Source organism: Acetoanaerobium noterae, from assembly GCF_900168025.1.
Classification (GTDB): domain Bacteria; phylum Bacillota; class Clostridia; order Peptostreptococcales; family Filifactoraceae; genus Acetoanaerobium; species Acetoanaerobium noterae.
Genome location: NZ_FUYN01000006.1, coordinates 126,636 through 153,035, shown reverse-complemented (window position 1 = coordinate 153,035; position 26,400 = coordinate 126,636). Strand labels below are relative to the sequence as shown.

Annotated in this window: 29 protein-coding genes; 19 read left to right on the top strand and 10 right to left on the bottom strand. The window is 34.4% G+C overall.

What is annotated here, in order from left to right:
- The 4 genes from B5X47_RS11490 (at position 1) to B5X47_RS11475 (ending at position 3,807) form a co-directional block, all read left to right on the top strand.
- Complete coding sequence (locus B5X47_RS11490) at positions 1–1,197, top strand: ABC transporter permease (RefSeq protein WP_079590286.1); 1,197 nt, start codon at positions 1–3, stop codon at positions 1,195–1,197.
- Complete coding sequence (locus B5X47_RS11485) at positions 1,190–1,981, top strand: ABC transporter ATP-binding protein (protein WP_013362754.1); 792 nt, start codon at positions 1,190–1,192, stop codon at positions 1,979–1,981. Before B5X47_RS11490 ends, B5X47_RS11485 begins: the two co-directional genes overlap by 8 nt.
- A 130-nt stretch (positions 1,982–2,111) precedes the next feature.
- Positions 2,112–2,879: a ParA family protein gene (locus B5X47_RS11480; RefSeq protein ID WP_013362753.1), complete on the top strand. Its 768-nt coding sequence runs from the start codon at positions 2,112–2,114 to the stop codon at positions 2,877–2,879.
- Positions 2,869–3,807 carry a ParB/RepB/Spo0J family partition protein gene (locus B5X47_RS11475; protein ID WP_159446472.1) on the top strand — a complete coding sequence of 313 codons (939 nt, stop codon included), beginning with the start codon at positions 2,869–2,871 and terminating at the stop codon, positions 3,805–3,807. The genes B5X47_RS11480 and B5X47_RS11475 overlap by 11 nt, the downstream gene beginning before the upstream one ends.
- 86 nt (positions 3,808–3,893) lie before the next feature.
- Here the strand turns inward: B5X47_RS11475 and B5X47_RS11470 are convergent, their stop codons facing one another.
- Positions 3,894–4,784, bottom strand: a complete 891-nt coding sequence (locus B5X47_RS11470) for a DMT family transporter (protein ID WP_079590284.1) — start codon at positions 4,782–4,784, stop codon at positions 3,894–3,896.
- A 171-nt stretch (positions 4,785–4,955) separates the two neighbouring features.
- Here B5X47_RS11470 and B5X47_RS11465 point away from each other — a divergent pair, with 171 nt between their 5' ends.
- A complete protein-coding gene (locus B5X47_RS11465) occupies positions 4,956–5,564 on the top strand; it encodes a hypothetical protein (RefSeq protein ID WP_079590283.1) in 609 nt (202 codons plus the stop codon).
- 205 nt (positions 5,565–5,769) lie between these two features.
- Here the strand turns inward: B5X47_RS11465 and B5X47_RS11460 are convergent, their stop codons facing one another.
- The 5 genes from B5X47_RS11460 to B5X47_RS11440 all read right to left on the bottom strand — a co-directional run bounded on the left by B5X47_RS11460 (position 5,770) and on the right by B5X47_RS11440 (position 9,020).
- Positions 5,770–6,219: a GyrI-like domain-containing protein gene (locus B5X47_RS11460; protein WP_079590282.1), complete on the bottom strand. Its 450-nt coding sequence runs from the start codon at positions 6,217–6,219 to the stop codon at positions 5,770–5,772.
- Positions 6,220–6,293: 74 nt separating this feature from the next.
- On the bottom strand, positions 6,294–7,265 hold the full coding sequence (locus B5X47_RS11455) for a helix-turn-helix transcriptional regulator (protein WP_079590281.1): 972 nt from the start codon (positions 7,263–7,265) through the stop codon (positions 6,294–6,296).
- Position 7,266: 1 nt separating this feature from the next.
- Complete coding sequence (locus B5X47_RS11450) at positions 7,267–7,713, bottom strand: DMT family transporter (protein ID WP_079590280.1); 447 nt, start codon at positions 7,711–7,713, stop codon at positions 7,267–7,269.
- Between the two features lie 8 nt (positions 7,714–7,721).
- Positions 7,722–8,144 (bottom strand): DMT family transporter, encoded by a 423-nt coding sequence (locus tag B5X47_RS11445; RefSeq protein ID WP_079590279.1) that lies wholly within the window; start codon positions 8,142–8,144, stop codon positions 7,722–7,724.
- A 3-nt stretch (positions 8,145–8,147) separates the two neighbouring features.
- Positions 8,148–9,020: a PhzF family phenazine biosynthesis protein gene (locus B5X47_RS11440; protein ID WP_079590278.1), complete on the bottom strand. Its 873-nt coding sequence runs from the start codon at positions 9,018–9,020 to the stop codon at positions 8,148–8,150.
- Positions 9,021–9,268: 248 nt separating this feature from the next.
- On the opposite strand from B5X47_RS11440, the gene B5X47_RS11435 reads away from it, so the two are divergent.
- From B5X47_RS11435 to B5X47_RS11390, 10 genes are all read left to right on the top strand, one after another.
- The gene (locus B5X47_RS11435) at positions 9,269–10,360 is read left to right on the top strand and encodes an alpha/beta hydrolase family protein (RefSeq protein WP_242951047.1); all 1,092 of its coding nucleotides are present in this window, start codon (positions 9,269–9,271) and stop codon (positions 10,358–10,360) included.
- A gap of 30 nt (positions 10,361–10,390) precedes the next feature.
- Entirely contained in the window at positions 10,391–11,686 is a 1,296-nt protein-coding gene (locus B5X47_RS11430; RefSeq protein ID WP_079590276.1) for a helix-turn-helix domain-containing protein, read from the top strand.
- Between the two features lie 116 nt (positions 11,687–11,802).
- Positions 11,803–12,252, top strand: a complete 450-nt coding sequence (locus B5X47_RS11425; protein WP_013362744.1) for a MarR family winged helix-turn-helix transcriptional regulator — start codon at positions 11,803–11,805, stop codon at positions 12,250–12,252.
- Between the two features lie 2 nt (positions 12,253–12,254).
- Entirely contained in the window at positions 12,255–12,674 is a 420-nt protein-coding gene (locus B5X47_RS11420; protein ID WP_079590275.1) for a flavodoxin domain-containing protein, read from the top strand.
- Between the two features lie 12 nt (positions 12,675–12,686).
- On the top strand, positions 12,687–13,088 hold the full coding sequence (locus B5X47_RS11415) for an FMN-binding protein (RefSeq protein WP_079590274.1): 402 nt from the start codon (positions 12,687–12,689) through the stop codon (positions 13,086–13,088).
- A 39-nt stretch (positions 13,089–13,127) separates the two neighbouring features.
- Positions 13,128–14,348 carry a MerR family transcriptional regulator gene (locus B5X47_RS11410; RefSeq protein WP_079590273.1) on the top strand — a complete coding sequence of 407 codons (1,221 nt, stop codon included), beginning with the start codon at positions 13,128–13,130 and terminating at the stop codon, positions 14,346–14,348.
- A 106-nt stretch (positions 14,349–14,454) separates the two neighbouring features.
- On the top strand, positions 14,455–15,669 hold the full coding sequence (locus B5X47_RS11405) for an MFS transporter (RefSeq protein WP_079590272.1): 1,215 nt from the start codon (positions 14,455–14,457) through the stop codon (positions 15,667–15,669).
- Between the two features lie 43 nt (positions 15,670–15,712).
- Positions 15,713–16,192, top strand: a complete 480-nt coding sequence (gene rlmH, locus B5X47_RS11400) for a 23S rRNA (pseudouridine(1915)-N(3))-methyltransferase RlmH (protein ID WP_079590271.1) — start codon at positions 15,713–15,715, stop codon at positions 16,190–16,192.
- 161 nt (positions 16,193–16,353) lie between these two features.
- A complete protein-coding gene (locus B5X47_RS11395; RefSeq protein ID WP_079590270.1) occupies positions 16,354–17,979 on the top strand; it encodes an AAA family ATPase in 1,626 nt (541 codons plus the stop codon).
- A 550-nt stretch (positions 17,980–18,529) separates the two neighbouring features.
- A complete protein-coding gene (locus tag B5X47_RS11390; RefSeq protein WP_079590269.1) occupies positions 18,530–19,090 on the top strand; it encodes a GNAT family N-acetyltransferase in 561 nt (186 codons plus the stop codon).
- Positions 19,091–19,441: 351 nt separating this feature from the next.
- Here the strand turns inward: B5X47_RS11390 and B5X47_RS11385 are convergent, their stop codons facing one another.
- Complete coding sequence (locus B5X47_RS11385) at positions 19,442–19,849, bottom strand: DUF2000 domain-containing protein (protein ID WP_079590268.1); 408 nt, start codon at positions 19,847–19,849, stop codon at positions 19,442–19,444.
- Positions 19,850–19,861: 12 nt separating this feature from the next.
- Entirely contained in the window at positions 19,862–20,530 is a 669-nt protein-coding gene (locus B5X47_RS11380; RefSeq protein WP_278278441.1) for an AraC family transcriptional regulator, read from the bottom strand.
- 209 nt (positions 20,531–20,739) lie between these two features.
- Between B5X47_RS11380 and B5X47_RS11375 the strand changes: the two genes are divergently transcribed.
- A complete protein-coding gene (locus B5X47_RS11375) occupies positions 20,740–21,306 on the top strand; it encodes a DUF6036 family nucleotidyltransferase (protein WP_079590266.1) in 567 nt (188 codons plus the stop codon).
- Complete coding sequence (locus B5X47_RS11370; protein WP_079590265.1) at positions 21,293–21,670, top strand: hypothetical protein; 378 nt, start codon at positions 21,293–21,295, stop codon at positions 21,668–21,670. Before B5X47_RS11375 ends, B5X47_RS11370 begins: the two co-directional genes overlap by 14 nt.
- An 86-nt stretch (positions 21,671–21,756) precedes the next feature.
- Here the strand turns inward: B5X47_RS11370 and B5X47_RS11365 are convergent, their stop codons facing one another.
- Both B5X47_RS11365 and B5X47_RS11360 read right to left on the bottom strand, forming a co-directional pair.
- A complete protein-coding gene (locus B5X47_RS11365) occupies positions 21,757–22,350 on the bottom strand; it encodes a cysteine hydrolase family protein (RefSeq protein ID WP_079590264.1) in 594 nt (197 codons plus the stop codon).
- A gap of 464 nt (positions 22,351–22,814) precedes the next feature.
- Entirely contained in the window at positions 22,815–23,147 is a 333-nt protein-coding gene (locus B5X47_RS11360) for a winged helix-turn-helix transcriptional regulator (RefSeq protein WP_079590263.1), read from the bottom strand.
- Positions 23,148–23,333: 186 nt separating this feature from the next.
- Here B5X47_RS11360 and B5X47_RS11355 point away from each other — a divergent pair, with 186 nt between their 5' ends.
- Complete coding sequence (locus tag B5X47_RS11355) at positions 23,334–24,437, top strand: NADH:flavin oxidoreductase (RefSeq protein WP_079590262.1); 1,104 nt, start codon at positions 23,334–23,336, stop codon at positions 24,435–24,437.
- Between the two features lie 18 nt (positions 24,438–24,455).
- Positions 24,456–26,372, top strand: coding sequence for an oxidoreductase (locus B5X47_RS11350; RefSeq protein ID WP_079590261.1), 1,917 nt, complete (start codon positions 24,456–24,458; stop codon positions 26,370–26,372).
- Positions 26,373–26,400 lie beyond the last annotated feature (28 nt).

Genomic DNA, 26,400 nt, shown 5'->3' with positions numbered 1-26,400 from the left:
ATGCTATATGAATGGAAGATTGCCCTAAGATTTTTAAAAGATGGAAAGGCCCAGACGCTTTTTATTTTGCTAGGAATAGCTGTTGGGGTGGCAGTTCAGATATTTTTAAGCTCACTTATAAGTGGATTGCAGGAAAATCTAATAGACACTACTATAGGCAATAGAGCTCACATCACTATAACAGCAAAAGCAAATTCAAATATTAATAGTCCAGATTTTGAGTATATAAATACGCCTAAAAAAGAAGATAAATTAGGAAATTACCAAGGTATAATAGAGGGGCTTCAAAAAAATAAAGAGATAAGCGCAGTTTCACCATCAGTTGTAGGGACAGCTCTTTACAATCAAGGAGAAAGCAGTACTTCTTTAGTAGTAAAAGGAATAGACCTAGAGCTAGCAGATGAAATTTACGATCTAAAAAGCAGAATCGTTCAGGGAGAATCTGATATAGATTCAAATAGAGTACTGATAGGAACCTCCTTTGCAAATGAGTTCAATCTAACACCAGGGGATTTAATTAACCTAAGTCTTCCTGGAGGTAGCACTCAAAGCTTTATAGTTGGTGGAATATTTGATTTAGAATCAGAAGCCTTAAATGGTTCATGGATATTTATGGAGCTATCTAGAGCTCAGAGGATATATGGACTAAATGGATATATATCAAACATAGAAATCCAAATGAACGAACCCTTTGATGCAGATATATTAGCTCCAAGACTAACGGCGCTTTATCCTGAAATAGATGCAAGTGACTGGAAAGCTGAAAATGCTCAGCTACTTACTGGACTTAATAGCCAGTCTAGCTCTTCACTTACTATACAGGCATTTGTACTAGTAGCTATTGCTCTTGGAATCTCTAGCGTACTAGCAGTATCAGTGGTTCAAAAATCAAAGCAGATAGGTATATTAAAGGCTATGGGAGCTACTAGCAATTCTGCCAGCAGTATATTTTTGATTCAAGGAGGAGTACTTGGCTTTATAGGTGGGATTTTTGGAATCTTAATAGGATATCTGCTCATCCAAGGCTTTATTATAGGAACAACTAGTGGCTCGGGGCCTATTTTCAATATAGTAGTAAAAAGAGATAACCTAATATTAGTTGTATTTATTTCTACTATGGCAGGACTTATATCTTCATTTGTTCCAGCTAGAAAATCTTCATCCCTTAATCCTATGGAGGTAATCAGAAATGGATGATAAATTACTTGAGATAAAAGATTTGGTCAAGATATATGGGACTAAAATTCAGACAAAGGTGCTTCATGAAGTGAGCCTAGATATAAATAAAAGTGAGTTTATGAGTATAATAGGGCCATCGGGTTCAGGTAAGACCACTTTGCTAAATATAATAGGAGCGCTTGATAATGCCACCTCTGGCAATATATATTTTCAAAACAAAGATATAACTAAAATGAAATCAGACGAGCTAGCTAGCTTTAGAAATCTAAACCTAGGTTTCATATTTCAGTTTCACCACCTTCTGCCAGAGTTTACAGCTCTAGAAAATGTAATAATACCCTCGTGGATAAAGCATAAAACTCCTACAAAGCGTAAACAACAAAGAGCAATCGAGCTACTGGAAATAGTGGGACTAAAAGATAGAATAAACAACAAAGCTACAGATTTATCTGGAGGTCAGCAGCAAAGGGTAGCTATAGCCAGAGCTCTAATAAACGACCCTACTTTGATACTAGCTGATGAGCCAACAGGAAACCTAGATAGCGAGTCAACGGAGCAGGTTTATGAGCTTCTTAGAAACATCAATAAGGAGTTCAAAACTACCTTTATTATAGTAACCCATGATAGGCATCTAGCCGCAAAATCCGATAGAGTTATAGAAATGGTAGATGGAAAAATCAATCAAGACTATCTCACTGCTTCCAAAGGAGAAGAGCTGTGGCACTGCCTAGCTCCACATAATTGCCTTTACTATCAGCAAAATGAAGGAAAAAATGGCATAGCAAAACCACACAATATCTAAATATCATGTTTTAATAGCAATTTATACAAGGGGCTACTTATGAGAGCTCCTTTTTGTTTGTAACCATGAGAAATATAAACTATAATATAAGAAGGATAGGGGATTTATAGATGAAAGGATGGTTGCTTACATGAAGACCAAAGTTATAGCAGTTTCCAACAACAAAGGTGGATCAGGCAAGACCACTGTTGCTGGAAATTTAGCATATTCACTCATGCAGCAAGGTAAAAAGGTACTTCTTATAGACGCAGATATGCAAATAAACCTAACACGTTCATATGACCTTTCGAAAAACTCTGAAAAAAGTCTTTACGATGCACTTATCAAGGAAAATTCACTACAGCACTACATAATAAACACTAAATATCCAAACATAGATTTTATTATTTCAGACCATATGCTCTCAGCTATTGATATGGAGCTGTTTACAAAAAAACTTAGAGAAACTGTATTTGAAAGAATACTAAGACCTGTTAAAAGCGAAAATAGCTACGATTACATAATAATAGATACCTGTCCTTTCTTGGGGCTACTTAATTACAATATTCTGGTTGCAAGCGATTACGTTTTAGTTCCTGTAGAGCTATCTGCATTTGGTATAGAAGGACTCGAGCCACTTACAAATTTCTTTGAAGAAGCAAGATTAATAAATACTAATCTTCAGTTTCTAGGGATAATAGAAACAAAGGTGGACCTGAGAGAGAGTACAAATGATGTCACTCGCGAAATCCTCAGGGATTTATTTAAGGACAAAGTACTAAATAGCTATATTCCAATTGATATAAACATCAAAAAGAGCCAGTTTGCAGGTGAACCACTGAGCGTATTTACCTCAGGCTCAAGAGCAGCCATAGCATATGAAGACTTGGCTAAGGAGGTCATCTCACTTGTCGAATAAAAAGGATTTTATAAAAAAGGATAGATTTAAATCACTGGAAATAGCTGCAAGCAGAGTATCTGAGAACATATCTGAGGTAAAAGATGAGATAATGGAAACTGTAGTATCTAGATTTGCACCAAAAGATGAAAAGCTAAGTGAAGAGTTACAGGATTCTAGCGTAGTCGAAATAGATATTTCTAAGCTTAGCTCTGCACCAGAGCAGTGGAATTTCTATCAGCCACTTCCAGATGATAAAATGCTAGAGCTAGTAGAATCTATTAAGGATAAAGGTCTCATGCATCCTCTTGTAGTTTGGGAGCAAAAGGATAGCTATATGATACTTTCAGGGCATAATAGGAAAAAAGCCGTAGAAATGCTCTACGAAGAGACTAAAGACTCTAAGTACAAAGCTGTAAAATGCAACCTCATAAAAATGAATGAGATAAATGAGGATGAAGCTAGAGAAATAATTATAGATACCAACTGGATACAAAGACAGCTTTCTACTGTAGAAAAAGCAAAATCTATCTCAGAAAAGTACATAAGACTAGGAAGAAAAAAACACCTAGGTGATGGAGTAAAAACTAGGGACATAATAGCTGAATCCTATGGAATAAGTGGAAGAATGGTACAAAACTACCTCAGCCTAAATCAGCTAATAGAGGAAATGGAGAGTCTACTTAGAGAAAACCATATAACCATAAAATCAGCAGTAGCTATATCAAGGCTTTCTAAGGACAAACAAAAATGGCTCTATGAAAACTTTACTTCAAAACAGCTTTCAAGCCCAGACATAAAAAACATTGAAGCTAAAATGAGCAAAACTCAAATAGAAAAGCTTTTAAGTGTAGATGAAGAATATGTAAATGTAAATATAAAAGTACCAGCAAATAAAAAAGCTGAGCTATTAGAAAAAGTGAATCAGTGGCTTAAAGAACTAAATTAAAAGAATAAAACCGTAGCTAGTCTAAAATCTGAGCCGACCACCAAAAGTTAGTCCTAAAATCTAACTTTTGGTGGTCGGTTTTTAATTTATTCTGAGCTAGTTCTAAGCTCAGTTATAAGTATTGCTCCAAATATAGCTATACATCCCATAAGCATGCGAAGAGTAAATACTTCTCCTAGCATTAAAGCGGCAAGCAGGATTCCAAATACAGACTCTAGGCTCAGTATGATTGCAGCATGTGTAGCAAGAGTATAGCGCTGTGCTGCTGTTTGGAGAAAATATGCAAGTCCAGTACAAAAAATTCCTAGATAAAGTACTGAGGCTATCCCCTCAAAGCCTATGGCTGTAGGAAAAGGCTCAAAAAAGAATGCAAATATCCATGATATAATGGCAACCACTGCAAATTGAACAGTAGATAAAATTACAGGATCTTGCTTTTCTACAAAATAGCCATTAAACATGATATGAAGTGCAAAGAATAAGGAGCTGAAAAGTGTAAGTCCATCTCCAAAGCTGATACTTAAGCTAGCATTTAGAGTGAGCAGACCTATACCTAAAAAACAAATAAAAGCACCAGCAAGTGTTCTAAAATCAGGCTTTTTATGATAAATTATCCAGTATAAAAATGGGGCCATTACTACATAGGTGGCGGCAAGAAAAGCTTGCTTTCCAGCTTCAGTATATTGAAGTGCAATTAGCTGAGTTACAAAGGCTATAAAAAATATAATTCCGACTATAATACCGCCCTTTAAATCCTTAAGCGTTATCTTTGAAATCTTCTTCCAGAAAAAAATGCACATTGCCAGTACCCCTATAGTAAAGCGAAAGGCTATCATATATACGGGTGTAAAGTAAGCAAAGGCATACTTAGAAACTGTAAAAGTAGTACCCCATAAAAAAGCAACGAGAAACAGAGCTAGATTAGAGTAAAGCCGCCTCTTCTTTAATTCTTCAGTACTTAGATTATTAATGTGCATAGTAGTCCTCCTTTTTAAATTTTTGTTATATATATAAATTATATCAATTAATCTTAGAAAAATCCTGATAATTCAAAATTATTAGCATAATGGAGGAAAGCTAAAAGGAATAATAGTATAATGATATAATTAAGAAAAATTAGTTCAAAATATACTATATAGGAGCTGGATATGAAATTAAATAATAGAGAAAAGCTTATTGTCATACTTATAATTGCTATATCAGCTCTTTTTTTTAGTCAACTACTATCAAAAGACTATAAGGGACCTGATTATCTGCCTGATCCTATCCAAAAAAATCTAAGCTCAAAACAATATTTAGACCTTGAGACTAAGGCTGGGAATATAAAAGTGGAGCTAGTAGCTAGCTACGAGGTACACGCTGGAGTCAGAGGAAGAAAAAATTATTGCTCAGACTATCCATCAATGATATCACCTATGGATTTAATTCTAGCATGGGGTGACTTAAATCAGCCTAAGCTAATAGAAACTGTAAAGTACAGACAATCAGGAAGATGGTACTACTATAACCTAAATCCTGATGCTCCAGTTACAGTATCTCATGTAGGTCAGCATTCCTCTAATACCCATATTATCCCTGCAAATGATGAAGTTTTAAAAAAGCTCAAGACTGTAAAAGAAAACAGTGTAGTCTTAATTTCAGGGTATCTTGTGAATGTAATTTTTGAAGATGGGCCGTGGTCTACTAGCCTATCAAGAACAGATACTGGAGATGGAGCCTGCGAAATTCTACTGGTTAAAACCATAACAGTAAATTGAGAAAATAAAATTAGCCATTAAAAAACCATAAGTTAATGAATAGATTGATTATAAGTCATATATATTTTGAATTATTTACAATAATTAAGCCTCTTAATTCCTTAAAACAGAATCAAGAGGCTTAATTTTAAATTTCATTATGATTGTGAATGAAGTAAGGTTTAGGCATATATGAGAAACTGTAGTTCTTTAACAGGATAGATGCCTATTTAACTGGGATATAAATATCAAAAGCACCTGTCTTCATAAATCTGTCATCATATACCTCTAGCTGAGGTCTCATATCCATCTCATGTCCGGACTGAGGAAGATAGGTTTCAAAAATCTTGCCATAAAATTCTCCTAGATTTTTAATATCTCCTTCATAGGTGTAAACTAGGTAGTTTCCAGCAGGGATTGTCTTGGTAACCATGGTTTCTGGAACGTTTTCAAATGAATCCACGCCTACTGCAGCAGCATAATGAAATCTGCCCTGTTCATCCACATCAGAATCACAGATTCCATAGAAAAGCACAGGCTTGCTCATGTTTGAAATCTCCATAAACTTCTGATTGAAAATCTGCCACATTTTAGGAATCTCACCATTGTTATTGTCTCCAAAATAAGTCATTCCAACTGCCTTGAATCCATCAACACTAACTATTTTTCTTTGCATATAAACTATCTCCCTTCCAATTTTTAGGATACATTCATTATACCAAGGTATTACTGACAGCTGTATGTCATGAATTATAAACTGCTATTTAGCTTCAAAATATTTTTTGCTTTATCCTCTATCCAGGACTTAAGCTCAGCTGGTGCTATTACTTTGATACGGTCACTAAGAGGAAATAGTATATTGCAAGCAGTAGAAAAAGAAACCATATCTATCTCGTAGGTGAGCCTTCCCTTTGAAGTAGATGAGGAGATTACAATAAAGCCCTTCAGACTTTCTGAGTCATTTGCATCTAGCTCTAGCTGTACACTATAGGAAGGGGCAGAAACGGTTACAGCAGTTTTTTTGACAAACATAGTCTTGCTCTGCTGCCAAAATCTTTCTAAATCAAAGCTCTTTGGAATCTCAAAGGTTTCATCCAAAAGCTCAATTTCTTTCAATCTACTGCACTTGAATATCCTCACTTCGTTTTTAAGATGGCATTTTGCAACTAGATACCACTGAGAATTTTTTACTACTACTCCATATGGAGACAGAACTCTTTGGGAGCTTTCTTCATTGTACTTTTCGTATTTTACATTGAGCTTTCTGAGCTCTAGTACTGCTTGCTTTATTATATCTATGTTGTCCTCGCAGACATCCTCGCCCCACCACGGCTTGAAATCTACGAGAAATTTTTCCTTAGCCCTTATTATTTCTTCCTTATGCTCATCTGACACAGTACTTTCTAATTTCAAAAAAGCGTTTTGGACAGATTGATACATTTGAGTATTTTTTTGAGGATGAACTCCCATGCCTGAAAGCATGAGGTAAAGAGCATCACTGCCTTTCATAGTATTAAGTGACAGATCATAATCATCCATAAGTGAAAAACCACCACTAGGTCCACTTGAAGAAGTTATGGGAATACCTGATTCGCATAGTATATCAATATCTCTGTAAATAGTACGCTCAGAGGTCTCTAGTATCTTAGCGAGCTTTGATGCAGTTATGGTTTTTCTAGAATCGAGCAGAGTAAGGATACCTAATAGCCTATGAAGTCTCAATCTACATCCCCCTCTTATCTAAAAGAAGATTGTAGCTAAGTCCGCCAAGCACCAAAAAACCACCTAATAGCTTGCCTGTAGATAAGGAGTTCAAAACGAAATAATCTAGTATGACTCCACTAAAAAGCTGACCTATAAAAATGAGCAGAGTCAAATAAAAAGCTGAGATACGAACAGCCATGTAATTTGATAAAAAAACTACTCCTACACCTAGGACAGACCCTATATATGCCCAGGATGGGATTGAAGAAAAATCCACCTTTGAATAGGAACCCATGCCATCTCCTAGCACCATGAGAACTAGAAATGATACAGTAAGGCCGACTATGAAGTTGAAAAAAGTGCTGGAGTTTAGACCTATTTTTCTAGCTAGGTTGGCATTGATGCTTCTAGAAGTAACTACAGTAGTTCCAGCTAGCATACCCGATAATATATATAAAAAATCCATTCTTCCTCCTAAAATTTATCCATCAAAAATATTCCTAATCCTACAAAGCTAAGTCCAATACTCTTTTTAGCATTAAACTTGACTCGTGGCATTCCAAAAAGTCCGAAATGATCTATAAAAATAGAGGTTATAGATTGACCGAGTAGCCCAAGCGCTAGAGTACGGGACATTTCTAGATGATTAAAGCTTATATTTGTAAACAGCACAGTAAAAACTCCTACAGCACCACCTAGGTAAATATATAAAGGTGCTTTTGGCAAAGTTTTAATTTTAATTTTTTTAAAAAAGATAATAATAAGAACAATACTTAGACCTATAGCATGATTTACAACAGTAGCTGGATAATTTCCAAGATATCCTGCCAAGGTTCCGTTTGTGAGCACCATAAAAGATAGCATTACTCCTATAAGCGCAGCCAAAGCTATATTCATAAACTAAAGTCCTCTCTTGATATCAATTTCTCCTGTTACTATAGCGTTTCCACCTACATAGACCCCAGTTATCTCATCGTCAGTAACATGTAAAGAGGCAATTATCCTAGATGGGCTGTTCATATAGTAGCCCTGCTCAAAAGCAAGTCTGTTATAGGTTTTATCCTTTAGAACCTTGTATTTAAAAAGGTAAGAAGATAAGGCACCACTAGCTGTTCCAGTAGCTGCTTCTTCATCGATATCATAAAGTGGAGCAAAATTTCGACAAGCACAATCCGCACCAGAGAGACTCTCGGTTGTAAATACGTGGTATCCAGTGCTTTCATACTTTTTGCTGATATCCGTTATAGCTTCAAAATCGGGCTCGATGTTTTTAAGCGCCTCTAGGGATTTAACTGGAACCATTATATCTTTTAGACCTGTAGATACCACCTGAACAGGATAGTCCTCAGATAGCTCAGATACTAAAAGTCCTAGGCTTTTAGCAATCTCTGAAGGCTCTATGATTTCATAATACTCAGGGATAGATTGCTCCATCAAAATACTTCCATCAGCCAAAGCTTCAACCGAAAGTATCCCAGCTAGAGTTTCCTGTTTATATACACCAGTAGCTATTCTTCCTTTTAGTAAAAGTAGCTTGAAAGTAGCTATAGTAGCGTGTCCGCATAAATCTACCTCATCAGAAGGCGTGAAAAATCTCACTCTAAAATCAGCACTATCAGAGCTCATAACAAAAGCAGTCTCTGAAAATCCAACTTTTTTTGCTATACCTTGCATTTGCTTTTCAGTTAGATTATCAGCATCAAGTACAACGCCAGCAGGATTTCCGCCGCTCACGTCGTCAGTAAAAGCATTTAATGTATATACCTTAATCATGAAAACTCCTCCTTAAATCTAAAAACCGAATTTTTATTATAAAATTTCATCTCTACTCTTATATTATCATATATTGATATCTCTTCTTAATTAATGCCTCAAAAATAATACATTAATCACACAATAAACCCTGAAATTAGAAAACCTAACTTTGGTTAGGGGATAAATAAACTATGGTTATGTATACTGAGAGTAGTTATAGGGGTATCAATTTACTATATGAAATTTTTAAGAAAGGTAGTTTGATTATGAAAATAAAACTAGGGAAAAAATCATATATAGCACTGGGAATTCTGCTAGTAATGGTTTTAGGCACAGCATGGAGCTCATATACAGCATCCACACCTGAAATAAAAGATAGCGAGGGCAATAAGCTAGAAAACAGCATTGCCAAGCTCATAGAGGTTGAGCTGAATGGCTCAAATCATTGGATAACCATAAGAGGAGAGGACGAAAGCAATCCTGTCATATTATTTCTTGCAGGTGGACCAGGAGGCACACAGCTAGTAGAAACTAGGCAGTATCTACAGCCTTTAGAAAAATACTTTACTATAGTCAACTGGGACCAGCCAGGCTCAGGAAAATCCTACAGAGCAGTGAACAAAGCTGAGCTTACGAGAGAAAGATACATAGATGACTGCATAGCACTTACAAAATATTTAAAGGATTATTTAAACAAGGATAAAATTTATCTCATGGGTCAATCTTGGGGAACTGCACTTGCAGTATGGACAGCCATAGAAAACCCTAGCGATTATCACGCCGTCATAAATTCGGGTCAGATGGTAGATTTTGTAGAGACAGAAAAAATCTGCTATGAGTATGTACTTGAAAAGGCTAAAAAGGACAGCGATACAAAGCTTGAGAAGAAGCTTATAGAGCAAGGAGTGCCGCCTTACTATGGAAAGGGAGTAACAAAAAAATCAGCGACCTACCTTATGAAGCTATCAGAGCAGATGTCTTCTAATCCTCAGATACACAACTCAGGCTACACAACCCTAGAGGATATCATGAGCGAGGAGTACTCTGTGATTGATAAAGTAAATTATATAAGAGGAATAGTGACTACCTTTGAAAATGTCTACCCAAAGCTATACGATAAATCCCTGCTAAAAACAGGATTAGACCTTTCTGTGCCAATATTTATAATACATGGAAAGCACGACATAAACGCCCCAGTATCCCTAGTAAACACCTACTACGACAGTCTAAGAGCCCCTCACAAAGAACTCATCTGGTTTGAACATTCAGGACATACTCCGTGGAGAAATGAAAATCAGTTATTTATTGAAACTATTATGGGTATTCATAAAAAGGTAAACGAGCTTGAGAAAAATTAGCTCTGCTTTTTAGATAGAGGATGTGAAACCATGTATGAATTATTCCAAACAATAGCAAATACCCATGAACTAGAGTCCGTATTTAGAGAGCTAAAGCTCTTAACCATAGAAAATATGACAGATGAGCAGTATATAGCTACGGCCTGGCTTGCATTTACAACAGGTGACCAGGTCACACTAAAGCAGACCCTGTTACATAGACCAGATGAGCAAATAAAAGATAATAGCCTAAGAGCGAATATGCTTGCCCTAAGAGCTGTAGCACTTTTTGGTGGAAGCATATCAAAATCTGAAGAGCTGATAGAAGAAGCCTTAAAGCTTGTAGCTAGCTCAAAAGATGACATCCTAAAAGGAAACGTATATATGTCCTATGCTAGGATTCAGGCATCGAAAATCAACCTTAAGCTAGCAGCTACCTATTATGAAAAAGCTGGAATTTGCTTTGAAAAATCAAAAGGAAGCTTTCTTGCTGTCATGGCATATACAAACCAAAACTTAAACCTTTATGCAGTCTCTGATATAGAGCAAGTGAGAGAATCCTGGGAATATCATCTAAGGCTAAGTGATGGCAGGTACTGGGACATAATGAATTTTCCTCTAGCCCTTACATATTTTTATGAAAAAAAATATGCCTATGCATCCAAACTTCTAGAAAAAACTAAAGCTACTATAGACGAGCTTAACTATCCTCATATGCATGGAGCGGTAGAGTACTATCTTTTACTTTGCCACCTCCACAATAATCATATAAACTCAGCCAAAAATTTAATCGAAACCTTCGAAAATCAGATTGCTCATATGGAGCATTTCATAAGCTATCAATTTTTAAACTGCATGAAAACTGAATATGCACTGAAAAATAAGCTAAGAGTAGATATGAGCGTTTATGAACAGCTCATCTCAAAAGCTGAAGAGCTAATTGAAAAGGGCTTTGTATATAGCCTTCTTACTGCAGTTCACTACCTTATAGAGTCAGAAGGAGAAGCTAGGCTCATAGATAGACTATTCGAAAAGTACGAGAACTTCTCAGAAACAGTATATCCAGATGTTAGAACCCAGATGAAAAGACTACATAAAAAATGGATGAATACCAAAGCAGAAGAGAACTACCTAAGCGAGCTTACTGACAGGGAAAAAGAGATATTCTTTGACCTTACAAAAGGTATGAGCAACCAGTGTATAGCCGATAAGCAATTCATAACTCTAGGCACTGTAAAATGGCACCTTAACAACATCTATTCAAAGCTAGGAGTTAGCAATAGATTCGAAGCTATTAATCTATATCAGACTATAAAAAGCAAGCTAAACAGCGACGAAGCTCTCTAAATATTTTTTGCAAATAATATGGGAAAATTTACAAAAAATATTTGACAAACTTTTAAAAAGGTAATATCCTACATATATACATAACATATTACATATTTTTAAAAAAGGAGAGCAAAATGTACGATTTCGAGAAGATGGACAAAAGATATCTCATATTTGGCAACATATTTCTGCTGGCAAACAGACTTCAGACAGTAATGGATAATGCAAAAAAAGATCTAACAGCAAAGCAGTGGCTAGTGCTTACTATGCTAGGCTCATTTGAGGAGCCACCTACATTAAAACAGCTTGCGGCTATGTGTGAGACATCTCATCAGAACACAAAGGAAATTGTAAACAAGCTCGAGGCAAAGGGGTTTGTAAATATACTAAAGGATGAAGCTGACAAGAGGGCAATGAGAATACTAAGAACCTCGAAATGTGAGCAGTGGTCAAAAGACAATGAAGAATACGGCATGAACTTTATCAGCGAGATGTATGATGGGCTCTCAGAGGAAGAAATCCGTATAATGAGCGAGGCTCAGATTAAAATTTTTAACAACTTAAAAAAACTAGGGGGAAAATAGTTATGAAAAACGTAATAATCTATGCAAGTATGACAGGACACAGTAAAAAAATAGCACAGGCGATATCAGAGAAGCTAGGAATAGAAGCATTCAACATAAAAGACAATCCTAAAATAGAGGGCTATGACATGGGGATATTCGTAAGTGGAATTTATTCAGGAGAGTGCAAGCCAGAGCTGATTGAATTTGCAAAAAAACTAACACCAGCAAACATCAAATCAGCGCTTCTTGTGACCTCATCTATGAAAGAAATGACACCTGAAAAGCTCAAAGAAGCATTGATAGCCAATCAAATTGAAGTGATGAAAGACGAATACACTTGCAAAGGTGGATTTTTGGTGGTGGGAATATCTCATCCGAACAAGCAAGAAATAGACGAGGCAGTGGATTTTGTAAGAAATCACCTGTACCAGACTGTATAGGAGAGCTAAATAATGAGAAAAACTAAAAAAATATTGTTAATAGCAGGGGTAATTCCTTTAGTAATACTATTTATAGCTGCAGGAAGCTTTATATCAACTGCTAACAAAATGACAGATAAGCTAGAGAACTTAAAATTTGAAACCATAAATATAAAAGAGCTTCCAAATGGCAAATACCTAGGCGAATACGATATGGGACTAGTATATGCTAAAGTAGAGGTGGAAATAGCAAACGGCAGAATTAATAAAATAGAACTGCTACAGCACGACAATATGAAGGGCGAACCAGCTGAAATAATAACAGCAGACATAATAGTAGAGCAAAAAATAGATGTAGATGCTATTTCGGGAGCGACTGCCTCAAGCCAGACCATAAAAAAAGCAGTAGAGACAGCTCTTCTAAACCAAAACTAGTAATATAGCTTTTCATAAAAAATATAGGTGGTAAAATATATGAAAATAGGTGAATTCTCTCAAATCAACAACATAACAAAGAATACAGCAAGGCACTATATAGATATGGGTCTTTTGGTGCCAGATAAACAAGGAGCCCAGTATGAATTTGATGAGAGCTGCCAAAAAAGCCTAGATGAAATTCTAGCTCTCAAAAATATGGGATTCAGCCTAAATCAAATAAAAGATATACTTCTTTTCAAAACCTTTGGAAACCTAACAGCACATCAAGAAGACCAGTACTATGAAATGCTGTTTTCAAATCAGCTAGCTATAGTAAAAAAACAACTAGAAGACCTTACAGCAGTAAGCCAAAATCTAGAACAAAGATTAGCTGAGCTAAAGAAAAAGCCTTGCACTAAAACTCATAACATAGGAATTCCACTAGATACACTTGATTTGTTTGCCTGCCCTATCTGCACTCAAAATCTAACTGTAGCTGATGCAAGCATAAAGGATAATCAAATAATAGATGGGGTCTTAAAATGTAGCTTGTCTCATGAATATCACATAGAAGACGGGATACTAATGGGACCTGGCTATATAGATGCAGATAGCAGATTCAAACAGGAAAACACCTATATAGCAGACTATATAAAGTTTACAGATACATCCTACCTAGAGAGCATATACAAAAATATAGAGTGGATGAAAAAACGTCTGGATTTTCAAAATCTAGAAGGTAAAGTAATACTAGAGCTAGGTACAGGAGTGGGCTTTTCCCTTAGAAATATCTATGACCTGCTTCCAGATGACTCTGTATATCTAGCTGTAGACTACGATATAAATAGACATAAATTTCTAAAATCCATGCTGGAAACCTCAACACTAAAGAAAAAAATCATATTCCTCTGCTGTGATTTTCTATCAATGCCAATAGGGGAGAAGCTAGTAGACACAGTATTTGATTTTTCGGGTAGTAGTAACTTTGGATTTGAGCATGAAGAATTTCTTCTTAGCAAGATAGACCATCATGTAAAACAAAACGCTTACCTAAACGGAAGCTATATCCTGTTTAAAAACTTTAGCGCAAACTCCATAATAGAGGATAAATTTAAACCTAACTTCTTGCTTGATAACATAAGATTTTCAATTGATGAATTAGGATTTAAAACCATAGAGGATAAATTCTCTGACTACCTAGAGCATGGAGGTAAATACGAGGATTATTTTGTAAAAGGCGAAAAGGTATACTCATATCTTTACTACGGCAAAAGGTAGGGTCAACCCCGCCTTTTCTCTTTTTTTGCCCTAAAAAATATGAAATTAGCTATTGCAGTGGAGTATGCCTCACTTTGTATCATTAAGATATAAAAGGAGGCTCGTTATGAAAAATTTAGGATTATTTATAATAGGCAAGCTCATCTCAGTATTTGGCTCAGCAATCTATACCTTTGCTATAGGACTCTATGTGCTAAAACAAACAGGCTCAGGCTTTAGTTTTGCACTTACTCTATTTGTAGGGCTCATACCTACCATAATCTTTAGTCCAGTAGCTGGCTATATGTCAGATAGATTTGATAAAAAGAAAATAGTAGTATTCATGGATTTTGCAAATGGAATGATGTTTTCGATATTATTTCTGCTTACATTAAAATTTGAACTAAATCAGCCTATGATATACATCAGTACATTTATGACTACAGTATTTACAACATTTTTCGGTATAGCATTTGAAGCGGCAAAACCAAACCTCGTAGCTGACGAAAAGCTCATGTCCATTAATTCCCTTAGCAAAGTAATAGACTCAACTGCGCTCATACTTGCCCCTGTATTAGGAGGACTTATATTTTCATTTACAGACATCAAGACCTTTATCCTCATAAATGCAGTCTGCTTTATTTTTTCAGCAGGGATAGAAACCATGATAGATTTTAACTACAATGTAAAATCTAAAGCAGAAATAAATGACGATGGAGGATTTGTAGAAGATATAAAGGATGGGCTGACCTATATAAGAAAAAGCTCAGAAATAGTCAAAATGATAAATGTGCTCGTGATACTAAACTTCTTTATAAGCTTTTCCGTGACAGTACCACTTCCATATATAATAAATAACCTGCTAAACCTAAGCTCAAACCAGTATGGCATCATCCAAGGAGCCTTTCCAGTAGGCATGATACTAGGCGCAGTAGTAGTAGGCAAAATAATAGAAAAAATCGACTACATCAAGCTCCTTATATTTTCAAGCATTACGCTTTCTGTAGCAATCGCACTTCTAGGTCTTCCACTTGTCCTAGCTGATGCAAGTAGCCTAGCATATATGATATACTATATAAGTATAATGGTAATATTTGGGATAGCCATATCATTTATAGACGTACCAATACTTTGGCTCATGCAAAAATCCATCCCAGACAACCTAAGAGGCAAGGTACTAAGCATCAGTATGAGCATAGTAAAACTCATAGCACCTCTTGGGCTAGTAATATCAGGAATGATAATAAATTCTGTTCCTGTATATATCATGACATTTGCAGGTGGAGGCATCCTCATGCTGTCAAACCTAATGATACTAAATCAAAAAAATAAACCTGCATAAACTTGATATAATAAGAATAAAAACTAAAAATCAAGGAGTAAAAATGAATATAAAAGTAATCTCAGTAGGCAAGCTAAAAGAAAAATACCTAAAGCTAGGGATAGAGGAATTCACAAAAAGACTCTCAAAATACTGCTCCCTAGAAATCATAGAGGTAGATGACGAAAAAGCTCCAGAAAACCTCAGCGACAAAGAAATGATTATGATAAAGGATAAAGAGGGCGATAAAATCCTATCTAAAATAAAGGATAATACCTACGTCATAGCCCTAGCAATAGACGGCAAAATGCTCTCATCAGAAGACCTAGCAGAAAAACTAGAAGACCTAGCTATCACCGGCAAAAGCAACATAGCTTTTGTAATCGGTGGATCTCTAGGTCTATCTGACGCTGTGCTAAAAAGAGCAGATTATAAGCTATCATTTTCAAAAATGACATTCCCACACCAGATGATGAAGCTGATATTACTGGAGCAGGTTTATAGGGCGTATAGGATTATTAAGGGGGAGCCGTACCATAAGTGACGGCGGTTTTGGATGTAGAGTAGTAATATTAACTGGTATAATTGGTTTCCAATTTATATGCTTAAGGCAATAAATAAGGGTTATCTTATTTTTATCTAGAGATAGGTTGATTATATTAAGATATATTTAAGTTTTAGAATTATTTAAAGGGGGAGTTATATATGGCTGAACTCATGATAAAATTTCCAAATGGTGAGATTAGGAATTTGCAACAAGGAAAACCAGTAGTATTGCTAGGAGCTAATGGGGCTGGCAAAACAAGATTGAGTGTCAAGATTGAAGAACTTAATGATACTAGTTTTCAACGACCATACAATCCTTCTCAGTTTTTAGTACAGAGATTATCTGCACAAAAATCATTATCTATATCAGATACGTTAATAATAAAGGGATTAGAAGCATCGACGAGAGAAGCATATATTGGAAATTCCAATGAATATGCGAGTAAAATTGGATATAGGTATGGTAGTAATCCAGCTACATTTTTGATAAATGATTATGATAAAGTCCTATCGCTATTATTTGCTAAGAACAATAAACTATTAGAAGACCAGAACAAAATGGATAAACTCTGCGTATCTCAAGGAAAAACAAGACCTGAACCACTAAAAACTCTTATAGATATAGTCGAAGAGATATGGTCATATTTATTACCAAATAGAAAAATTGATTTATCAGGTAATGAAGTTCATGCAATATGGAAAAATAGATATCATGGGAAAGAAATGAGTGATGGAGAACGAGTTATACTATATATGATAGTACAAGCGCTAACTGTAAAGGATAATACATTAGTGATTATAGATGAGCCGGAGTTACATATACATAAGGCTATCCTTAATAAACTATGGGATAAGCTTGAGGAAATACGGCAAGATTGTGTTTTTATGTATATTACTCATGATTTAGATTTTGCAGTTTCAAGAAATACAGATGAAATTTTATGGGTAAAATCATTTGATGGAGATAATACGTGGGAGTATGAGTTTTTAAATATTGAAGACTATGAAAGCTTGTCTACTGAATTAATATTTGAAATAATTGGAACTAAGAAAAAGATTGTTTTTGTAGAAGGTACAAAAAGTAGTTTAGATTATTTACTGTATCAAGAGATTTATAAAGATAAAAATTACCATGTCATACCATGCGGTGGATGCAAGCAAGTAGTAAACTATGTGAAAGCTAAGAAAGGATATGGAAAATTTGATAATATAGAAGTTTATGGTGTTGTAGATAGAGACTATAGGATGAAGCATGAGGTTGATGAACTTAAAAACGACGGAATATTTTGTTTAGAAGTTTCAGAGGTTGAAAATCTTTTTCTTGTTCCCGAGTTACTTCTAGTAATGCAGAAGCAGTTAGGTTGTGAAGATGATGTGGTAGATAATGCTAAAAAATTCATTGTAGATTTATATAATGGAGTAAAAGAGACACAGATTAAGGAAGCATTTACTAAAGAAGTTGATTATCAATTGAGTTGTATGCATTTTGATTCTAAAACTTTAGTAGCGGAGAGTGTTAAAAAAGCACTAGATGAAAAATTCACGATTGAATTTATAGAATGTATTTTAAAAGATAAAAGAGAAATCTTTGAAAGTGCTACAGAGCTTGATGATATTTTAAGAATCTTTAATTTCAAGGATTTAAGTAAAAAAATAGGTAGTAAGTTTGGAATAAAAGATAGTGAATATCCAAAAAGAGTAATTAATCTACTAAAGTATAATAAGAATGGTGTAAAAGAACAGATAATAGATGCAGTAAAACCATACATTCCAGAACTTCCTTAATGAGTATATAGTTATTTAAATCATTATCTAGTAAAGATTACAAGCATTCAGATGTTTAGAAGATTAATATAAGTGTTTAACAAATTATGTTCCAATTATTTACATCTGCACTATAAATTGAGGAAAAGGAGAAATAATGAATTCTAGGATAGCACTTGTCATAGGGAATTCTGATTATACATATGCTGCTAAGTTAAAAAATCCTGTTAATAGCCAATAGGGACTAGCCAATAGGGACGGTTCTTTTTGATTTTTTCAAATATGGTAAAACCATAGATACATTGGTACGATTAACTCTACTATAAGTGACCACTTTTTTTGTTTAGTTAGAAGAAGTATTGACTTGTGATATTGTTCATTTTGTAGTGTCTATAGAATAATGAAAAATATTTTATAAGTGATTCAGGAGTAAGGCATTTTTATTTTGAAAATAAGTGTATTTATATTTTCTGTGGTTATAATATTTTTATCTAAATGAATAATATTCAGATTTAGGAAAGAAGTGTTCATAGCAATTATAATGTTCTTTCGGATAAAAGGAGATAAGCTTATGTATACTATTAAACCACTAAGTCCAGAGCTAGCAACAACATTTACTGAATATTTCGAAAATCTTGATTTTGGAGTGCCTCATTGGTCTAGTTGTTTTTGTAGATTTTACCATACAGACTGCTCTGCTGAGCAATGGAGTAAAAGAACTGGGGCAGAAAATCGCATTGAGGCAATAGAGCAGATAAAAGCTGGCAAGATGAGAGGCTACTTAGCTTTTGATGGAGAGAAATGTATTGGATGGTGTAATGCAAACAACGCGAGTGAGTACATAAGGCTTCATCAGTATATAGAAAATATGATAAAAGGTAAGAAAATAGGCTGTGTTATTTGTTTTGTGATTCATCAGGATTATAGAAATCAAGGGGTTGCGAGACTTTTACTTAAGCAAGCTGTAGATGACTTTAAATCACAAGGATTTGAGGCAGTCTTAGCGCTTCCAGTAGAGGATAGTGATGAACCAGAAAAGCTATATAGAGGTACTGTAAATATGTACAAAGAGCTTGGGTTTAAAGAGATAGAAAGACATGATACTGTGAGTGTTATGTGGTTGAAATTTTAGAAATTATTGGTGATAAAGAGTATTTTACAAAAGAACTTATGAAAGTACTTGTGTTAAAGCACAGACCTATATTTTCGACTATATTTATCTATTTTGCCGCTAGGTAATCTAGGAAGCGGCAAAATGGATAAATATTGAGGTGAAGTATGGAGATAGATAACATAAAAAGTATATTTAAAAATCAGAATGATATTATGAAAACCGAGGAACTCTATAAAAATAGCATGACTAAGTATGAGCTGAGCAAGTTGATAAAAAGTAATGTTTTGGAAAGAGTAACAAAGGGATACTATAAATTAGCGACTGAAGAGATTAGTGATATTAAGCTATATCGATTCTTTTGCCACCTGTTTATCTCAGCATTTTCATACTGCCTGTCAGCCTATTAATTTTTTTCTTTGGTCCATATCTACATATGCCCAGATAATTGATATTATCCTTAGCTGTCTGTAGTAGCCGTGCTTCGTATTCTTCATAATGATGTGAATTTTGGGCAACATCGTTAAAGCCGATAACTTTTAAGTCTTCGTCATTTAGCTCTAAGAGATTATCATATAAGACTTTCACGTCATTAACAGGCAAGGCGAGAATAGGAATAGGTACATTCGTGATGCTTTCATGAATTCTACCATTTCTATCCACAAGTTTTTTTCCAGTCATACCATCTTGTAGGGACGCAATACTTATGCCTAAGGCTGCGGTTGTATTAGCAATAATGCCTCGTGGTAAATTTTCGTTGACAATCATAACACATTTCATGGTTATACATCCTCATTTCATTGACATAATATAGTATCTTGGAGTCATCCCTGTTGTTTTCTTAAATTCACGAGTAAAATGCGCTTGGTCATAAAAACCTGATGCCAATGCTACACTAATCAAATCAGGCTCGGTTTTCATGAGCTGTTTGGAGTAATCAACTTTTAATTGTAGCTGATATGCACTTGGAGTGATATTATAGAGCTTTTTGAAACTTCGAATCAGTTTGAATTTATCAATATGAAACATATCCTGAAGAGTATCAAGACTTAGTTCTTCAAGAAAATTATTATTGATATAGTTGCGTATGGACTCAATGTTAGTGTTAATTTTCTTTTCGATTTTTACTTCGATTGAATCAATGATTGAATTGAGACAATCAATAATCTCAACTTCTTCCCCAAACTCGTTATTATCCGACAAGAGTGTTTTAGACAAATTTTTTATCAATGAAAATTCATATGGTCCAAGTTTAGCAATACCTATTTTTAAGTCTTCGCCGAGAAATTTTGTAAATGCTTCTTTATAGGAATCAGCGAGATAAATCATAGTAAAAGCCCAATTATCAATGTCAACAGGCTGACAATTATGAATAACGTAGGGCATAATAATGACTGCATCACCCACTGAAAAATGGTAGTCCTTGCTGTCTATTGTTAAAATGGTTTCTCCGCTTTCAATAATTCCTAATTTTTTGTGGTTATAATATAATTATCTAAATGAATAATATCCATATACAGGCAAGAAGTGTTCATAGCAATTATAATGTTCTTTTGGATAAAAGGAGATAAGCTTATGATGCTTTATGTGAAATTGTAGATACCGAACAAGTATGAGAACAAGTTACCGAACAAGTTGAAAAGCTATTAGAAATTATTGGAGATAAAGACATGGACCTATTTAGTGACTTTGGTTTGATGGATAAGAATAAACTCTTAGAAATATTTGATTATCTAAATAAACGATTAAAAGAAAATCAACTACAACTAGAGATAACAATTTATGGTGACTCTGTTATGACCATGGTTTATGATAATAGACCAGCAACTAAAGATATAGATTGTATATTTGCTGAAACCAATTTAAAATTATTAGACAGTATATTAGATCTTACTAAGTTTGCATTTAATCTTTCGGATGGATGGATAAATGAAGAAATTAAAGAACCACTAAAATCAATTATAAAAGGGGATATAGAAACCTATAAGATATATTCAAATTTAAAGATATTAAAACCTAAAGCTAAGCAACTGTTAGCTATGAAAATATTAGCGGCAAGACCAGAGCCTGCTAAGGATTTTATAGATGCCTATATATTATGTAAAGAATTAAACATTACCACTAAGGATAAACTGCTCGAAATATGCTCAGAATATATACCTTTGACTCTTATAGGACCAAGACAAGTAACCTTTATTAAATACTTGGGAGAGGATTTAGGCTATGATTGGAAATAAGTATTTACAAACGCTATTTAATTATCCTGATGAAGATACTAGTTTAAATCAACTATTAGAAATGTTGAAATACAAGGATATGAAGTTTATAGACAGTTTAATAAATCCAGTTGACATAGATTTATGCAGTGAAGAGGAAATAATATATTTAACCAAGATATCAGCATTAATAGATTACTACTTACAGATGCATAATATTAAAGTCCCAATTTGGATTAGAAATGAAAAATTACAATTCGATAAGCCATATTATCACTCAAAGAGAATTAGTGATTTTGAAAAATTAAAATTACAATATTCAAACCCTTCTCCTTTTAGAATAAGAAACGTATATTTTGATTTAGATGGGATAGAGAGGATATAAAAATTTAAAAGGGGGATGTCAGAAAATGAGGTTAGTTGTCAAAAGACCTCATTTTACAATCGCCCCCTTTATATGACCAAATTCTATTAAAACATATTATATAACTCTTCTACATTTACAACCTGTGCTCGTCCAAATTTAAGCATTTCAAGTCCCATTTGCTTCCTTTCAGCATTAAAAGATGCTGTAGTTTCAATTGGTACGATACAGTTATAATTTAAAGAAAAAGCATAACTGCAGGTTTCAAATACACAAACATCTGTTGCAGCTCCAACAAGTATCAGATTCTTAATGTTTTTACTTTTAAGTAAATCATCTAGATTAGTGTTGAAAAAAGCATTCCATCTATTCTTGATTATCAGTTCTTCACCTTCTCTAGGAGCTAGAGGAGGAATGATTTCTGCATCTGGTGAGCCTTTTACAAAATGATTGTATTTTTTCACTTCAAATCTTTCAGCTAGCATTTTCCAGTCACTAAAATCTTCTTCATATTCTGTTTTAATGTTGACAACCAACATTTCATTTTCATTAAAGTAGTCCTTTAATTTTATCATTGGAGTCACTATATCTTCTTGTTTTGTTACATCAACGTTTAGCATTTTTACCAGAGAACCGTCAGGAGCACCGCCCCCGTATTGCATATCGATTACTAGTAAAGCTGTTTCCTTTTTATTTAACATATATGTTATCTCTCCTTTGTAAGTTTGATCAAATAAAATTATACCCTTATAAAAATTAATAGTCAAAACTATAGCTGCCTTTACAACGATAACCTAATCAAAGTAAGAAGATTTGGTTTTTGTTGTAAAGACAGCTATTATATTATTTATGAGATTATTTGAAGTCGCAGGACTATGAGAGAAATTGATAGTCTATTATTAAAGAGAACCTTTGAAGTGGTAAGAATATAATCCTCACTATTATTGAACGATAATCTTTGCAAGTTTAAGCAATTCAAACTATCTTAAAGAAAAATTTATTTTAACAAGAATATTTTTACAAATATAAAATAGAAGTTTATTATTTTGGACTTATATTTCAGAAGCTTATATCTGAAATATAAGTCCGTTTTAATTGTGAACATATCAACCTTTTAGAGTTTTAATAGCAATTCGTTATTTATCTAACTGGGAGAGTTCTTATTTTATTTTTTATCAAAAGGATAATTTTTAACTGTCCATTGTTCTAGAAGGTCAAGAGCAGGAAAAAGACCCTTGCCTAAATCAGTGAGTTCATATTCAACCCGTGGTGGAACTTCTGGATAAGTAGTCTTAAAAATAAGTCCATCATTTTCTAGTTCTGTTAATTTCTCGTTGAGTACTTTTTGACTAACACCACAAGTAATTCTTTGAAGCTCTAGGAATCTTTTTGGACCATCATTTAAATGGCATAATATCACAGCTTTCCATTTACCACGAATAAGTTCCATACCCAAATCGATATGACAAACAAACTTCTTGTTTTTATATTTTAACATGAGTTGCTCCTTTCCATGTTTTATCAACATTCTATACTAAAAAAAAATACAAATCAAGGAGTATGACTAGGTAGCTAAATGCTTAAAAACTAACTTTTAGGTAAGTAGTCTTACCTAAAAGTGCCTACTTGTTTGATGTTTTTTAGTTTGTTATGTTAACGTCAAGATACTAAAAGGAGGATTAAAATGTCTAATATATCATTGTGGGATAAAAGTAAAGTCAAATCTATAGAACTAAAGAATCGATTTATTCGATCTGCACTATGGATGAAAATGGCAGACGAAGATGGCCATATAAATAGTAACTTGATTGAACATTATATTTCTTTGGCTAAAGGTGGTGTGGCTCTTATTATTACTGGTTACGCATTTATATCAGATGAGGAACGGCCAAACCCGAGAATGCTTGGAATTAGCAATGATAGTTTTATCGAAGAATACAAAGAACTTACAGAAGCTGTCCATTGCGAAGGTAGTAAAATAGCTTTGCAGATGGTTTTAGGTGGTTCGCAAAATCATCATCCAGATTCCCAAAATATGAGAATTCTAGGTCCATCAGCAGTTAAAAATCGAGTAACTGGAATTACACCAGTAGAGGCAACAAAAGATGATATTCATGAAGTGATCGACAAGTTTGCACTTGCAGCTGAAAGAGCCAAAAAATCTGGATTTGATGCTGTACAGATTCATGCAGCACATGGTTATTTCTTAAGTCAATTTCTAACACCCTATTATAATAGAAGAACAGATGAATATGGTGGGGATATTAACAATCGTGCAAGGATTATATATGAAGTAATTGGAGCGGTTAGAGAAAAAGTAGGAGAAGATTATCCAATAATGATTAAACTGAATTTTGATGATTTTATGGATAAAAATGAAGGCCTAGTTATGGATGATGCGTTATATGTGTTTGAAAAAGTAGACAAGTTAGGGGTAGACATCATTGAAGTCAGTGCTGTTAATGAGTCTTCTGGAAAAGGAATTGGACCAGCTAGAACAGGAATCAAAACACTTGCCGAGCAATCCTATTTTAGAGAGCAAACTGAAAAAGTAGCACAAATTGTAGATGCAAAGGTAGTTTTAATGGGAGGAAATAGATCTGTTGAGGTTATGGAAAATATTTTGGAAACTAGTGAAATTAATTACTTCTCAATAGCAAGGCCTTTATTGTGTGAAACTGACTTGATAAATAAATGGAAAGATAATAAATTCTACAGTCCTAAATGTATTTCCTGTAATAAATGTTGGGAAACTGAGCCTAATAGTTGCATATTTAATAGAAGATAATTTGAAAGGAGAATTTTTATGTTTAAGAAATTATTTGAAGAAGGTAAAATTGGAAATTTGACAGTTAAAAATCGATTTATTGTGCCTCCTATGTTAACGGAGTATGCTTCAGAAGATGGTCGTTTAACAGAAAGGTATATTCGTTATTATGAAGAAAAAGCAAAAGGTGGATGGGGATTGATTATATGTGAAGACAATGTAATCGAACCAAGAGGTGCAGGTTTTAAGAGAATTCCTGGTCTTTGGTCTGACGAAATTATGTTAGAGCACAAAGAGCTTGTTAATCGTGTTCATAAAGCAGGTTCAAAAATTGCTGTTCAAGTTTATCATGCTGGAAGAGAATCTAACAGTTCTATTACTGGTTTTAGACCTCTTGCTCCATCAGCAATACAAGACCCAACGCAACCAGAAGTGCCTGAAGAACTTACAACTAAAGAAGTAAAGGATATGGTTGAAAAATTTGCTCAAGCAATTCGTAGATGCAAAGATGCTGGCTATGATGCTGTAGAATTACACGGGGCTCATGGATATTTAATCAATCAATTTGTATCACCTTTTTCAAATAAAAGAACTGACGAGTATGGTGGCAATTTTATGAATCGTCTTAGATTTCCATTGGAAATTATTGAAAGAACAAAAGAGTTGGTTGGTGATGAGTATCCGATTATCTATAGAATGTCTGTTGATGAGATGGTAGAAGGAGGTCTAACTCCAGAAGATACAAAAGTAATAGCACAAATACTCGAGCATAAAGGGATTGCAGCGATACATGCTTCAGCTGGAGTTTATAAAAGTGGCGCGGTTGTTTCAGCACCTACAGCTATAAGGACAGCTGTTTTCTCAGATTATGCCGAACAAATTAAAAAGGTTGTTGCCATACCAGTTTTTGCAGTAAATAAGATTGTTCAACCACATGTTGCTGAATCTTTACTAAAAGAAGGAAAAGCAGATTTCATAGCAATGGGGCGTGCTTCAATTGCGGACCCTCATCTTCCTAACAAAGTGTTGGAAAATAGATTTGATGAAATCCGATATTGTATTGGATGTTGGCAAGGCTGTCAGGGCAAAATTGCGAAGCAAGAAGCGGTATCATGTCTAGTGAATCCTACAGCAGGAAAAGAAGAAGAATATAAAATTGTTGAAGCTGATAATAAAAAGAAAGTAATGGTTATAGGTGGTGGTCCAGTAGGTATGGAAGCTGCTATTGTTGCTTCAAAACGTGGTCATGATGTAACCTTATATGAAAAAGATGAAAAGTTAGGTGGGCAATGGTTGCTCGCAGCAATACCTCCAGGAAAAGAACTTCTCAACACACTTACTGTATGGCAAAAGAGTGAGCTAAAGAGAGCAGGTGTAAAAGTTGTACTTAATAAAGAGGTAGATGTTAATCTGGTTGAAGCGGAAAAACCTGACGAGATTATTATTGCTACAGGTGCAACCCCTATTGTACCCAAAATACCTGGTTCAGATATGAAACATGTTTATACTGCAAATGACGTGTTAAATGGTAAGGTTGATCTGTTTGGAAATGCAGTTGTAATTGGTGGCGGGCTTGTTGGAGCTGAAACTGCTGAGCATATTGCAGTGCATAATCATAAGGCGTCAATTGTTGAAATGCAGTCAGAACTTGCAGCAGATATGGTAAGTGCACCGAGACATTTCCTTATTAAGTCATTGAATCACAATAATGTCGATATTTTCACTAATACTAAAGTATTAGAAATTCTAGAAAATGGCGTATTGGTACAACGTGAGGAGAAGCAGTTTGTTATTCCTGCAGATCTTGTAGTTATGGCAATTGGCTCAAAATCAAATAATCAACTTTCAGAAAAGTTGATTGGTAAGTTTAAAGTGAGTGTTATAGGTGATGCTCATCAAGTTGGTAAAGCTCTTGATGGGATGAACAAAGCATATAAAATAGCACTTTCAATATAGCAGATTGAGCACCCAGAAAACTGGGTGC

Coding starts and splice junctions, on each gene's coding strand:
- B5X47_RS11490 (WP_079590286.1), top strand. CDS start 1: ATGCTATATGAATGGAAGATTGCCCTAAGATTTTTAAAAGATGGAAAG.
- B5X47_RS11485 (WP_013362754.1), top strand. CDS start 1,190: ATGGATGATAAATTACTTGAGATAAAAGATTTGGTCAAGATATATGGG.
- B5X47_RS11480 (WP_013362753.1), top strand. CDS start 2,112: ATGAAGACCAAAGTTATAGCAGTTTCCAACAACAAAGGTGGATCAGGC.
- B5X47_RS11470 (WP_079590284.1), bottom strand. CDS start 4,784: ATGCACATTAATAATCTAAGTACTGAAGAATTAAAGAAGAGGCGGCTT.
- B5X47_RS11465 (WP_079590283.1), top strand. CDS start 4,956: ATGAAATTAAATAATAGAGAAAAGCTTATTGTCATACTTATAATTGCT.
- B5X47_RS11460 (WP_079590282.1), bottom strand. CDS start 6,219: ATGCAAAGAAAAATAGTTAGTGTTGATGGATTCAAGGCAGTTGGAATG.
- B5X47_RS11450 (WP_079590280.1), bottom strand. CDS start 7,713: ATGGATTTTTTATATATATTATCGGGTATGCTAGCTGGAACTACTGTA.
- B5X47_RS11445 (WP_079590279.1), bottom strand. CDS start 8,144: ATGAATATAGCTTTGGCTGCGCTTATAGGAGTAATGCTATCTTTTATG.
- B5X47_RS11440 (WP_079590278.1), bottom strand. CDS start 9,020: ATGATTAAGGTATATACATTAAATGCTTTTACTGACGACGTGAGCGGC.
- B5X47_RS11435 (WP_242951047.1), top strand. CDS start 9,269: ATGAAAATAAAACTAGGGAAAAAATCATATATAGCACTGGGAATTCTG.
- B5X47_RS11430 (WP_079590276.1), top strand. CDS start 10,391: ATGTATGAATTATTCCAAACAATAGCAAATACCCATGAACTAGAGTCC.
- B5X47_RS11425 (WP_013362744.1), top strand. CDS start 11,803: ATGTACGATTTCGAGAAGATGGACAAAAGATATCTCATATTTGGCAAC.
- B5X47_RS11420 (WP_079590275.1), top strand. CDS start 12,255: ATGAAAAACGTAATAATCTATGCAAGTATGACAGGACACAGTAAAAAA.
- B5X47_RS11415 (WP_079590274.1), top strand. CDS start 12,687: ATGAGAAAAACTAAAAAAATATTGTTAATAGCAGGGGTAATTCCTTTA.
- B5X47_RS11410 (WP_079590273.1), top strand. CDS start 13,128: ATGAAAATAGGTGAATTCTCTCAAATCAACAACATAACAAAGAATACA.
- B5X47_RS11405 (WP_079590272.1), top strand. CDS start 14,455: ATGAAAAATTTAGGATTATTTATAATAGGCAAGCTCATCTCAGTATTT.
- rlmH (WP_079590271.1), top strand. CDS start 15,713: ATGAATATAAAAGTAATCTCAGTAGGCAAGCTAAAAGAAAAATACCTA.
- B5X47_RS11395 (WP_079590270.1), top strand. CDS start 16,354: ATGGCTGAACTCATGATAAAATTTCCAAATGGTGAGATTAGGAATTTG.
- B5X47_RS11390 (WP_079590269.1), top strand. CDS start 18,530: ATGTATACTATTAAACCACTAAGTCCAGAGCTAGCAACAACATTTACT.
- B5X47_RS11385 (WP_079590268.1), bottom strand. CDS start 19,849: ATGAAATGTGTTATGATTGTCAACGAAAATTTACCACGAGGCATTATT.
- B5X47_RS11375 (WP_079590266.1), top strand. CDS start 20,740: ATGGACCTATTTAGTGACTTTGGTTTGATGGATAAGAATAAACTCTTA.
- B5X47_RS11370 (WP_079590265.1), top strand. CDS start 21,293: ATGATTGGAAATAAGTATTTACAAACGCTATTTAATTATCCTGATGAA.
- B5X47_RS11365 (WP_079590264.1), bottom strand. CDS start 22,350: ATGTTAAATAAAAAGGAAACAGCTTTACTAGTAATCGATATGCAATAC.
- B5X47_RS11360 (WP_079590263.1), bottom strand. CDS start 23,147: ATGTTAAAATATAAAAACAAGAAGTTTGTTTGTCATATCGATTTGGGT.
- B5X47_RS11355 (WP_079590262.1), top strand. CDS start 23,334: ATGTCTAATATATCATTGTGGGATAAAAGTAAAGTCAAATCTATAGAA.
- B5X47_RS11350 (WP_079590261.1), top strand. CDS start 24,456: ATGTTTAAGAAATTATTTGAAGAAGGTAAAATTGGAAATTTGACAGTT.